General features: G+C 41.5%; 8 protein-coding genes. 1 reads left to right on the forward strand and 7 read right to left on the reverse strand.

The genetic code is table 11. The features are described 5' to 3' along the window. Window positions 1-143 precede the first annotated feature (143 nt). Window positions 144-2,783, forward strand: a complete 2,640-nt coding sequence (locus QQL60_RS08445; protein WP_284723035.1) for a PAS domain S-box protein — start codon at window positions 144-146, stop codon at window positions 2,781-2,783. Window positions 2,784-2,814: 31 nt separating this feature from the next. Here QQL60_RS08445 and QQL60_RS08450 read toward each other — a convergent pair whose 3' ends face one another. The 7 genes from QQL60_RS08450 to QQL60_RS08480 form a co-directional block, all read right to left on the reverse strand. Then, a complete protein-coding gene (locus QQL60_RS08450; protein WP_284723036.1) occupies window positions 2,815-4,302 on the reverse strand; it encodes a phosphomannomutase in 1,488 nt (495 codons plus the stop codon). A 9-nt stretch (window positions 4,303-4,311) separates the two neighbouring features. Further along, a complete protein-coding gene (locus QQL60_RS08455) occupies window positions 4,312-5,709 on the reverse strand; it encodes a mannose-1-phosphate guanylyltransferase/mannose-6-phosphate isomerase (protein WP_284723037.1) in 1,398 nt (465 codons plus the stop codon). 30 nt (window positions 5,710-5,739) lie between these two features. Beyond that, window positions 5,740-8,130, reverse strand: coding sequence for a tetratricopeptide repeat protein (locus QQL60_RS08460; RefSeq protein WP_284723038.1), 2,391 nt, complete (start codon window positions 8,128-8,130; stop codon window positions 5,740-5,742). A 9-nt stretch (window positions 8,131-8,139) separates the two neighbouring features. After that, complete coding sequence (gene xrtD, locus QQL60_RS08465; protein WP_284723039.1) at window positions 8,140-9,693, reverse strand: VPLPA-CTERM-specific exosortase XrtD; 1,554 nt, start codon at window positions 9,691-9,693, stop codon at window positions 8,140-8,142. Between the two features lie 8 nt (window positions 9,694-9,701). After that, window positions 9,702-10,823 (reverse strand): WecB/TagA/CpsF family glycosyltransferase, encoded by a 1,122-nt coding sequence (locus tag QQL60_RS08470; RefSeq protein ID WP_284723040.1) that lies wholly within the window; start codon window positions 10,821-10,823, stop codon window positions 9,702-9,704. Further along, window positions 10,820-11,395 (reverse strand): ElyC/SanA/YdcF family protein, encoded by a 576-nt coding sequence (locus QQL60_RS08475; RefSeq protein WP_284723041.1) that lies wholly within the window; start codon window positions 11,393-11,395, stop codon window positions 10,820-10,822. Before QQL60_RS08475 ends, QQL60_RS08470 begins: the two co-directional genes overlap by 4 nt. 144 nt (window positions 11,396-11,539) lie before the next feature. Continuing rightward, window positions 11,540-12,769 carry a glycosyltransferase family 4 protein gene (locus tag QQL60_RS08480; RefSeq protein WP_284723042.1) on the reverse strand — a complete coding sequence of 410 codons (1,230 nt, stop codon included), beginning with the start codon at window positions 12,767-12,769 and terminating at the stop codon, window positions 11,540-11,542.

A 12,769-nucleotide genomic window follows, 5' to 3' on the forward strand; every position in this document is an offset into this window, starting at 1 on the left:
AAATAACGATTTTTACCAAGCTTATGAGACTGGACAGAACTGAATAGATTGTGCTCGAATATGCCTTACTTTGATTTGAGCAATGCTCAACTCCCAACAAACCAATGTCTCAGATAAAAAAACAATAAGGTGCATCATTTCAGGTGAATAAGAATAAGTGGTTAAGTACACCTGTTGTGGTAGCGATCATCATTTTATTAGCGGCTTTAATAGCCGCTGGTGTGGCAGCTTCGCATTTATTCTCACTGATTCAGGAGGATGTCACGTCACGTCTAAATACGGCATTAGTTACCTCCATTAACAGAGTCAAACAATCTTTCACCAATCACCAGCGAAATAGTGTTTATTGGGCAGAGAATACCGTTATTCAGCAAATCGCTTTATTAGCTAATAAACATGAAAACAGAGCGATGCAGCAGGATTTATATCAACTCGTTGATGGCAGTCTGAAAGCAACGATCACCAATGAAGGTTACCGAGACTACAAATTATTTAACCTCAACGGTGAGTTGATTTTGTCAGGCATCAGCGGTTTCGCAAAGCCTGAACAGAATATTACCCTGCCAGATAATATTCTTGCTGCATTATCGAAAAAGGATGTCTATACCTCTCATCCATTTATGCCTTCATCCCTATGGCAATCAACATTACGGCATCAATATCCCTTACCAACCATGTTATTTATTGCTCCTATCCATGATTGGGCGGGAAAAACAGTCGCTTTTTTTGCGTTTGAAATTAATCCAGACAAGCTGTTTAACCCAGCTTTTCATGAAAATCAGGTCGGACAAACCGGTCAAGCCTATGCCATAGATGAACAAGGGCGGATGCTGACCCAAAGTAAATTTACTAACCAATTAATTCGTGCAGGATTAATCGATGCTTCGAATCCGCTCACTGAGTTGAAACTCGAAGTCCGTGACCCCGGTTTTGATTTACTGGAGTCACCCGACAAAAAAGTGAAAAGCCCTATGCCATTGACACTGATGGCTAAGTCCCTGACTCAGCATAAAACTGGGGTCAACCTGAAGGGCTATCGTGATTATCGTGGCGTCAAAGTCATCGGCAGCTGGCGCTGGGATGAGCAACTCAATATGGGGATTGTCACAGAAACAGAGGTTTCCGAAGTATACAAACTATACCGTTCGCTGTTATTCAGCGTCATTGTCAGTATTGTATTTATCATTTTTATGACGGCATTTGGTACCTATTTCTATCGCCGTTCCACCCAGCAACAAATTGTCTCACTGCAACAACGAGATGCCATTATTAAACAAACAGATGATGGTTTTGTCACCATCGATGATCAGGGAAGAATCACCATGGTCAATCCCGCCATCTGTTTGCTATTTGGCTATCAGGAAGCCGAATTGATTGGTCAGCCGGTATCCATTTTAATAGATGAAGAACAGCGACATAAACATGATAATTATCTGAAACAAGCTGATATACATGAACCGAAAATTATTCATCGGACCCGCTCATTATCAGCGAGCAGGAAAGATGGTAGTCAATTTCCGATTGAACTCAATGTCAGCCCGATGCAGTTTGGCCATCGTAAATTTTATATCGGCGTGATTCGTGATATTTCTGAACGTTATCAATATCAGCAAGAACTGATCAAAGCCATGCAGCAGGCTGAACATGCTAATCAGGCTAAAAGTGAGTTTCTTGCCAAGATGAGTCATGAGCTGAGAACACCGCTCAATGCCATTATCGGTTTCTCTCAGCTGTTACAGATGGATAAGTTAAATGATGATCAACGCGAATCGGTCAGTATGATTGAAAGCTCAGGTAATCATTTGCTGTCATTAATCAATGAGGTGCTTGACCTGTCACGTATAGAGAGTGGTCATATGTCAGTCTCAGTGGAAGATGTCGAACTAAAACCACTCATCGAACATATTTTACCTTTCATTCATAATCAACTTAGTGCGCTTGATTTACGTATTACCGAAAGTTATCCAAAACAAGCCTCTTCTCTATTTGTCCGTGCCGACCACATTAAATTAAAACAGGTATTGCTTAACCTATTATCCAATGCGGCAAAATACAATAAGCCTAATGGAAGTATAGAAATTATTGTCAGCCATACGGATAGTGACTCGATACGCATTGCTATCAAAGACACGGGCTACGGTATTGATGAAAATTTACAGCAACGTCTTTTCGAGCCCTTTGACCGTCTTGATAAAGACACCTCTGATATACAGGGAACAGGAATAGGGCTGGTTATTAGCCGTGAACTGATTAAGCTAATGAATGGACGTTTTGGCTTTGACAGCAAGCGAGATATAGGATCGACATTCTGGATAGAGCTTCAGCGCTCATCCGTCAACAATAGCTCGATATTATCAGCTGCAAATAACCAGTCTGATCAATTGGATGGTGAGCAGACTCAGCATATCAAAGTGTTATGTATAGAAGACAATCCTACCAACTTAAACCTGATGCAGCGGTTTTTTAGACAGTACTCGCAATTTGTTTTGTTAACCGCCGCCGATGCAGAATCAGGATTAGAAATAGCCAGACAATTTGAGCCTCAAGTTATTCTGATGGATATTAACTTACCAGGCAAAAATGGCTTCGAGGCATTAAAAGACCTGAAACGTTCTGCCATCACTCGTGATATCAAAACAATTGCGTTAAGTGCTAACGCCATGCGAGAAGACATTGATAGAGGCCTGAAAGCGGGTTTTGATTATTATCTGACTAAACCGCTTAACTTTGAACTGTTAATTGAAACTATCAACCAAGCTATAGAAAAAGCTATCAAACACTAAGCTCAGTTGAGTCACCCTAAACAGGTATAAGTTAAACTGACCCGGCCCAAAGTTGTATGGCGTCTAAAGCCTGCTGGTTTAACGCTATTGCACGTTTTTCGTGATTGGCTTCAATGTAACAACGGAGTTCCGGGGCATTGCCAGAGGGCCGAATGTGAATGATTTCATCATCAGCAAAAGACATTCTCACACCATCGGTTGTATCAACAGCTTTGACCTCACCCATGAATGGGAATAGCTGTTTAACCTGCTCTCGACTCAGCTCATTATCAGGTAATAATGTTTCAAGCAGTAAACGACTTTTTTCCAGTGCGAAGTTTTTCAGTCGATCACTACTGGTGTAAATCGCTGGCATAGAAGAATTCAGTTCAGACACGCTCTGTTGTCGTTGTTTGGCCAATAACAACACGCTTAAAATAACAATAACCGCATCCCTTGTAGGCAAAGGGCTTAATGTATTTCCTGCTAATTCAATGGCTGATTGCTGTAAAAAACCACCATTGGCTTCATAACCCACAATACGTTTTTTTGATTCTGCGACGGCCGTTTGCATGGCTGAAATAACATAAGGTGAACCTATTCGGGTACGTATGACCTGCTCAAAAAAGTCAGCATTGACAGCGGAGTTGCTGCTTACAGGGGTCACGACAATATCAGCAGCAAGATAGATCGCCGTTAACAAACCGACAATATCACCTCTAAGCCAACGCCCCTTTTCATCACTGATAAGCGGTCGATCACTATCACCATCCGTGGACACAATCGCATCCAGCTCATGTTTAGAAGCCCATTGTTGAGCAAGTTGAACATCTTCAGGACGAATCGCTTCAGTATCCACTGATACAAATTGATCACTTCGCCCGAGACAAATAGTGTTTGCACCTAGCACAGATAAAATCTGTTGAAGTAAATCCCTACCCACAGCAGAATGCTGGTAAATACCAATAGTCATGCCTGACAAGCAATTTTCTGGGAAAAAATGTGAGAAGCGTTCGATATAGAGCGTTTCAGCTAATAAAGATGGCTCAGCGAAAACATCATCTTGTTTGATAAACTGACCGTCGTTATTAAACAACTCATCAGGAATATCAACAAACTGTTGTTTTATGGCTTGTTCATCCGCCTGCAGTATTTCCCCAGTCGGCAAATTAAATTTCATGCCATTGCGGTCATCGGGGATATGACTTCCGGTCACCATAATGGTCGGCATTTTATGTTGGATACCGTACAAAGCAACCGCTGGCGACGGAATAAACCCCAGGTTAACGGGACGTAAACCATAATACTGGCAGGCTTTAGCCACGGCATTCATAATACGCGGACTGCTTAACCTCAGATCGCCACCAATACCGAACTCATCACCTGTTTGAATCTGATTACCAGCTATCAGATGCTGCAAGAATGCTGCGGTATAAGCAAAACAAACACGATCTGTCATATCAGTAACGAGACCACGGGTACCACTGGTACCAAATTTGACGCCCGAATCTGACATCAATTGTTCAATATGAATTTTCATCTGGATAGTTTAGTTGCGGTGGTAATTATCCTGGAAGCGAACAATATCGTCTTCACCAAGATAGCCACCGGATTGAATTTCAATAATTTCTAAAGGCACTCGCCCCGGATTATGCAGTCGATGCTTTTGTCCGACAGGAATGAAAGTTGATTCATTTTCAGAAAGTAAGAAAACCTCATCATCTCTGGTTACTTCAGCCGTCCCCTGGACTACCACCCAATGCTCAGCACGATGATGATGCATTTGCAGAGAAAGTGACGCGCCCGGTTTTACTCGGATACGCTTGACCTGAAACCGTTCACCCAAATCAATAGAATCATAATATCCCCACGGGCGGTAACAAAGACGATGATTTTCAGCTTCAGGGCGTGATTGTGATTTGAGTTTGGCAACGATATCTTTGATATCCTGCGCCTGTGCTTTACTGGCGACCATCACCGCATCCGCCGTCTCTACAATTACCAGATCTTCAACACCAATTGCAGAAACAAGTCGGTGCTCGCTATGAATATAAGCGTTTTTTACATTCTGTATTTCGACATCGCCTTTCAGCACATTATTGTTCTCATCCTGTTGTGAACACTCCCACAACGATGACCAGGAGCCGACATCATTCCAGCCAGCATCAAGCGGCACGACGACGGCCTTATTGGTTTTCTCCATCAAAGCATAATCAATGGAGTCCGATGGGCAGGCTTCAAAAGCGGTTTTATTCAAGCGAACAAAATCTAAATCCTGTTCACTTTGTGATACGGCTAAACGGCATTTTTCAACGATATCAGGATTGAATTTGTTCATTTCTTCGAGCAATAGCGAAGCTTTGAACATAAACATCCCACTGTTCCAGTAATACTCGCCAGAGGCCAGGTATTGCTCAGCGGTTTCTAAATCCGGCTTTTCAACAAATTGTTTAACTGCAGAAATCGCCTCTTTTTCTTCAGCCTGTATATAGCCGTAACCTGTATGGGCACAATTCGGAACAATACCAAATGTCACTAAATTTCCCGCTAATGCTTGCTGTTCAGCGATTTTTATTGCTTGATGAAAGGCTTCAATATCCGCAATAACATGATCAGCAGCCAAAACTAACAGTACCGGATCCTGTTCACGAGAAAGTGCTTGAAATGCAGCACTCACAATAGCAGGCGCTGTATTTCTACCAGCAGGCTCCAGTAAGATACTGGGAGATTCAATACCAATTTCTAGTAATTGCTCCGCCACCATAAACCGGTGACTCTCATTACATACCACTATAGGAGATGCACTATCTAAACCTTTCAGTCTAAGAATAGTTTGTTGAAACATAGAGTCATCACCAAACAAATTCAAAAATTGTTTGGGTTTATGTTTACGTGAAAGTGGCCACAAACGCGTACCACTTCCTCCAGACATTACAACAGGTATCATTTAAAATTCCGCTTTAACAAGTTAATAGCTTTAGTTATCTAGTGCACTCAATGCCGTGTCAATATCGGCCATTAAAGTACTATCATTATCTTGTGATGCTTGTTGCTTAGCCGTGTTCAGATATTGTCTGGCTAAATCATTATTGCCCTGTTTCGCATGTAAAACACCGAGGTGATAATTAAATACCGCAACATTCGGCTCTAATGAAACCGCCTGTTCCAGCACGGGTTTTGCTTCATCGAGCTTATTCAGTTTTACATTGACCCAACCATAACTATCCAGAAAATAAGGTTGTGTTGAAGACTTAAAGCGTTGGGTGATTTCCAACGCACGGTTTAAGTTTTCTGGCGACTCAAACCGATCGGTTAATAAGCTGGCTAAATTATTAGCAGCAATATCCACATTATTATTCTTTTTCAGAATTGCATCATACAAATTACGTGCTTCACCATAATTACCCCGCGACTCTTCAATAGAAGCCAGTTGTAGTGAAAAACGGATATTGTCATCTATATTATCAACTGCTTGTTTCAATACCTTTGCAGCGTCATTTAATTTGTCATTACGTAAGTAATAATCTGTTAAGAGCGAGTAACCCAGCGTCCAGTTTTTCTGTTCAGCAATTTTTTTCTCAAGAATACTGACAGCCTGTTCCGCTTTGTCGACCCTAAAGTAGTGAATAGCCAGAGTGGCATAACCATTCATCGAATTAGGGTATTTTTGGTTGAAATTGTTCAAATAACTTTCTAGTTGTTCATTTTCATCCAATGCTTCCATACTGGTAGCCAGTCCCTGCATTGCACGACTTGAATTAGGTTCCAACTCAAGACCAGCTTCATACTCGGCCTTGGCAAGCGCGTAGTCACCCTGCCCTTCGTATAACTGTCCAGATAATAAATGAGAAAGCAAGGTATCACCTTGCTGGTCTTTAAGAAGGTCAATGGTTTCAATGCCTGCTTTCCAGTCTTTCTTAAGAATTCTGACCTCTGTCAGTTGTTGCAGCAATGTAGCGTTGGTCGGATTTTTGTCTAAAGCCGTCACCAAAACTTGTTCAGCCTTATCGTAATTACTTTCTTGAACCAACATACTCGATACTGTTAATGCAGCAGTTGCGTTATAAGGGTTGGCTGCTAAAGCTTGTCGGAAGCTGTCTTCTGCCAGAGCTTCAGAACCTTGTTTCTGATAGGCTTGTGCAAGTAGTATCATAGCTTCATCTGAATCAGGCGAGTTTCTTAATACGGTTCTTAAATCCGTGACAGCCTGATCATACTTTTGATCGATTAAGTCCAGTTTGGCTCTAACCAACAATGCACCACTTTCCTCAGGAGCAACATCAAGAACCGCCTGTGCTAATTCACGTGCCTTGTTGAAATCCTGCTTTGACGCGTAGTACGACGCTAACATCACCCGCGCCTTATTTCCGTTAATACCCTGTGGGTCTTCCTCAACAATACGGTTAAGTTCGCTGACAGAACCATCCACATCACCATTTTTATCTAACAAGGCCGCTTTAGCAAAACGCAAGTCATAGTTCTCGGGTGCGGCTTTAATCATCTCATCCAGTTTAGTGAGTGCTTCTTGAGGATTTTTCTGATTAATTAGTCCCAGTAAAAATTGCTGAGCTTCAGCGTCATCAGGATGTATTTTCAGGAAAGACTGTAAAATGTTTAGCGCATCGTCATATCTATCCAACTGTGAGACTAAAAGTTTAGCGTAAGACAATACCACTTCGCGTTCATCAGGCTTTCGCTCTAAAATCTCTTCATAGACATTAGCCATACCCTTGTAGTCTTTCATTTCGTTATAAAGACTTAATTCGATTAACCGCAACGACAGATCTTCAGGATATTTTTCAACAGCCTCTTGAGCTTTTGCCAGTGCGGCAGGTAACTGACCTTTGTCTTTCATGATTAAAACTTCTAAAGACAGAATGTCTTTATGATCAGGATAATCTTTTGCTACTTCAGCAAGCAGTTTGGATGCTTCATCAAACTTCTGCTCCTTAGCCAGGATAGAGGCTTTGAGAATTCGACCATCAAAACTCTTAGGTTTTAAAGACAGCGCTTTGTCGGCTCTGGTCATCGCTTCATCGAGTTTACCGCCCAGCAGGTAAAGTCTTCCAAGTTTAATCTGAGCATCTGCATGGTTGGGGTCCAGCTGTTCAACCGTGGTCAGATTAGCAAACATTTGCTTCCAGTTTTTGCTTTGCTCATCTAACAGGGCTAATCGATAGTAAGGTTCTGCTTGTCGGGGATCAATCTGAATAGCATTTTTATATTCTAACCGAGCTTTGTCATAATTCCCGTTATCAAAAAACTCGTTACCACTTTCAACATAATCCGCTGCACTATCAGCAGAACTTCCACATCCCGCTGCCATCCCCAGCATCAATACCAGCAATAAACCTTTACTCGCTTTCATATCCCTACCTTATTCCGCAATATATTGTTTTAACTTTGGCTCGGCGACCTGCATAAACGACAATATTCGTTGTTCTGCCTGCGCCACTGTTTCATTGTCTGCCACCATGGTGACCATTCTCACCAATGAGCCATCAGTTCTGTTTTTAATGATTGAATCTTGTAATAAATACCACTTGTTAATGTATTCATTCGCGACAATACGACCATGCCCCTGGAACCAGTAATACACGAGTTGTTCTTGTGTGCCTTTTTTAATGATGACACGATTGGCGGGGTGGCCATTCGCTTCGATTCGGTCAAATGCAGCTATCTCCCAACCACCGCCAGGAATACATACGCGTGGAGAATGTGGTGACTCACCTTTACGTTGCGTTTCATAATAAGCCACATAAAAGTTGACTGTTTGTTTCTGCTTATTTTGATAGTTAGCCAATAAATAATCAGTCATCGCCAATTTGGACTCAACCCTGTCATCTAGAGGCATTTGATATCCTGTCCACTCATCCAGTTTCATCGGAAAATTTACTAAGGCATTATGCTCTGGAATGATTTCCTGACGATTATCAATATAGTGTGTTACACCATAGCTTGATAAAAGGGTGAGAACAGTCAGAGAAAAAATTATCAGATTACCTGATGACGAAGCATTGTTTTCATAAAATATTGGTTTGGTTTTATTGTATTGCTCTACCCCGAAGACATCGGCAAACGAATAACCCGATGTCAGCTTTTCCATTAGCCAAATCAGCAATGCAAGCAGACCAGCACAGGCCATGAAGATAATCCAGCCTTCAAAATCATGTAAAAACCCTTCTGCTTGGGCAATACCCCAGTTATCCACCAGCACGCCAATCACACCAATTCGGAAACTGTTCATCAAAATCGTGATAGGGATGGTTGCCAGAAAAACGACGGCTTTTTTCCAGAAGCTGGCACGGTAAAAATAAGCTGCAATAAACCCAAGGCTCATCAACGGGAATAAATAGCGTAAACCACTACAGGCCTCAACCACCTGAAGTTTGTAGACGCCAAGATCAATGATATTCCCTTCCAGATACACGGGAATATCAAAAAGGCGAATGACCTGAACGCCTAACCAGGATGACACCAACTGCAATTTCGCCGTCAGCACAACCTCAATGACGTAAGGTAAAGGTATGGCAAATAACAGTAGCAAGATCGGAGCGAGTGTATATCGACTGGCTTTGCCAAGAAAAATCATGGACAAGCCAACCAGAGTCAGAACAAAGGAATATTGAATCAGAATAAATAAGGCGCTTAATTGTCCAAGGATATATACAAGTAACGATAAGAGAACGATAAAATAGCCACTCCACATGGGCCGAGTGACCGATGAGAGAATCAGATCTTTTTTCTCCCAAAGTATATAGAGACTGACCAATGGAATGAGGAAACCATGACTATACTCTTCCTGTGTATTCCACCGCATATATGCTTCAGCAATCCCCCCCCAATAGGTGATAAAAGCCAACACAAGCGTGACTATAAATACACTTGCTTTTTGATAGCTTAACACTGTGCCCGCTCCTTGCTGTTTCATGTAATGAATTAGCCTGAGATTACCTTGAATCGTTTTAAAACACCAGCTAATGACATTAATCGTTTTATTTTCTGTTTGGGATTCAAAACAATAAGATCACAACCTGCCAAATTAAGTTTGCCTTGAAGTGTCAATAGCCTCGCCATAAATGTACTATCAATATAGCTAACACCAGACAAATCGATCTTTAATTGGGAGTGATTAGCTAACACCATGGTACTTATCAATGCATCTACTTTCTCAAGATTATTTGCTTGGAAACAGCCGGCTAAAAACAAGGTGTGTGTGTTTGGTTGCCAGTTGACGGCATTATCCTGACTCATACCACGCTTATATTTTTTATTCACAAAATAATAGGGAAGTTGCTTTGTCAGTAATAACCAACTCAAACTCCAGCCATCTTTTACATACCGTTTCCACAAGTTTGGCTCTTGTTTTATACGCCAAAGCCATTCCAGTCCGAATTTACGCCATTTCTCAGGCGCTCTGACAACTGAACCAGCCACAAAATTAATTACCGCCCCCAAATGGCTAATCACCGGCGCGTTTAGCTTCGCCATATTATTCATAATCCAGGCCTGACCTTTTTTTGCACCCAGCGCAACAAGCAAAAAATCAGGTTCTGCGTCATTAATTTCCTGGATAATATTGTCCTGACTCATTTCTTCAATACTGATAAAACCCGGATCATAAAAACCAACACTCACCATACCCGCGGAATCAATATTAAGTTGTTTATGTGCTTTTTCGGCAATACCGCTTTCACCACCGAAGAAAAAGACTTTAATCGGCTGCTCTCTCTTTTTTTCGGACAAAAACTGAAATAAATCTGAACCAGCTACTCGTTCTTTGACCGGTAACTTCATCATTTTAGCCAGCCAGACTAAAGGCATGCCATCAATCACAGATAAATCACTGACAGCGACTGATTGATAAAATGCATCATCCTCATTCGCTGTTATGGTGAAATTAATATTTGGGGTAGAGAGAAAACAGCGTTTTTTTGATGAAACAGCCTGCTCGATTAGGCTTGCTGATTCAGCCATACTGACAAAGTCAAAAGGCAAGCCCATCAATACATGTTGTTTGTTTCGCTGATGGAGGTCAGGAAAAAAAGATGTGTTACTCATTTTATAGTCTCATCGCGAGGTAATCCCCACATTTCCTGGTAAGAATTCCTGACTGGTAAATCAAAACAACAATGTGCATAAATCCAGCCGATTAATTCAACCAGTACCGTTTTGGCACCGGCACTGGTTTGCCACCAATTTTCTAAAGTGAAGTCTTCTGGCACAGCTGAGATAATACCAATGGGTATGGGCAAAACATTAAAAGCCTGTTGATATAAAAACTGAGTTCTACGGCTATGAACATCAGCAGAAAATACATTAATGCCTTTCACTTCATCTCCGACAATTGATGACTCAATAAATTTTCTCACCATCACAGCACTTAAATAGGTTCTATCTTGAGCAGAAGCTGGGGTGGCAACAACCTGTAACTTATTCTCATCAAGCCCCAATAAAGCTAGCTGATATGCCGCTTGTTCGGCATATGAATCGAACTGATCGGTAAAATTTCTTGCTTCAGGGCCACCGGTGGTAATAACCAAATCATAATGACCCGTTTTATATTCAGCGTAAGCCTGACTGAGTGCGGCAGGCTCAAGCCAGCCTTCTACCACTAGAATATTAGCTTTCACCGGCTCTTGTTTCGCTAAAAAGAACGCAACATTGTTTACAAAAAATACGGTTATAGTAAGCAATAACAATATAGTAATTATTACTGTCCATAGGGTAGGAACAAGCATATATCGTCGTCTGAAAAACCGTCCCTGTTTTTGCATCTAAAAACGACCGATTGTTTCAGTAAATAATGTCTGCAAGCGCCTGGCGTTGATATCCTGTGCAAACTCTTGCTGAACTTTTTTCTCGGCATTACGGATCAATGTCGTCCTTGAAGCCTCGTCCTTTATTAGCTCGAGCATCGCAGCAGCCAATTGTTCACTGTTGTCAGGCTCAATCAACATACCGGTTTGTTCATTAATCACCAGCTCAGGAATACCTGAAATCTTTGATGATATGACGGCCGTCCCGACCATCATAGCTTCCATCAATACGACCGGGATACCATCCATATCACCCTGTTTGTCTTTTTTACAGGGTAAGACAAACAAATCTAATCCAGTAACAAATTTAACCACCTGGTCATGAGGTAATGGCCCCAGAAATACGACTTTATCGGTCAAAGCAAGTTGGTTGACTTGCTGTTTTAATTCCTCTTCCAGTGGACCTGAACCGGCAATCTCTACTTTAAAATCAGAAAATTGAGTATGTAAGATAGCTAGAGCAGAAATAAGCGTATCAATGCCTTTTTTTTCTACCAACCTGCCGACCACGCCAATCCGAACAGGATCTGATAATGCGATTGAAGACTTGCGAGTGAACACACGGCTATCTACGCCACAGCGAATAATTTCTAATTTACCAGGATCAACTTGATAAGTTTGCTGAATGTAGTGACGATTAAAATCAGAAATTGTGGCAAAAAAACCTGACCTTTCGACCTTTTTATCTAATAATAAACCGCGCTCAAATATGTCGTTTGCATGAGCTGTTACGCTGAAAGGAATACCTGAAAGCATACTGGCATACATCGCAATATCCGTGGGCACATGTGCAAAATGCACATGTAAATGCTGAATATCATTGTCTACTAAATCTTGTGCCAGCTTAGCTGCATAGAAGAAGCGATAAAAAAGACCTCGTGCATCACGCGATAGAATGTTCACTTGGAACATATCTTTCATACACTCACTAAGTGCTTTGATGTAGTGAATAGGTTTTTTAGTCAGTAATTTGAGATGACTAAAAAAAACAGTCTTTTTTGGCATCGCATAAAGGTATATAACCTTCGACCTCAATTCATCAAGGTGTTGATCAGTGGCTGGCATGATCGGTTTATGCACAGAGAACGGTATTATCTCGTGGCCTAGTTCAGTCAACGCCAGAATTTCGTTATATACAAATGTGGCAGATAACGCAGGAATCTCAGGTGCCAGATATGCCAGTTTCAA

The organism is Methylophaga thalassica, from assembly GCF_030159795.1.
GTDB lineage: Bacteria > Pseudomonadota > Gammaproteobacteria > Nitrosococcales > Methylophagaceae > Methylophaga > Methylophaga thalassica.

Excerpts from the sequence above, each read along its gene's own strand:
- QQL60_RS08450 (WP_284723036.1), bottom strand. The coding sequence starts at position 4,302 with ATGAAAATTCATATTGAACAATTGATGTCAGATTCGGGCGTCAAATTT.
- QQL60_RS08455 (WP_284723037.1), bottom strand. The coding sequence starts at position 5,709 with ATGATACCTGTTGTAATGTCTGGAGGAAGTGGTACGCGTTTGTGGCCA.
- QQL60_RS08460 (WP_284723038.1), bottom strand. The coding sequence starts at position 8,130 with ATGAAAGCGAGTAAAGGTTTATTGCTGGTATTGATGCTGGGGATGGCA.
- xrtD (WP_284723039.1), bottom strand. The coding sequence starts at position 9,693 with ATGAAACAGCAAGGAGCGGGCACAGTGTTAAGCTATCAAAAAGCAAGT.
- QQL60_RS08470 (WP_284723040.1), bottom strand. The coding sequence starts at position 10,823 with ATGAGTAACACATCTTTTTTTCCTGACCTCCATCAGCGAAACAAACAA.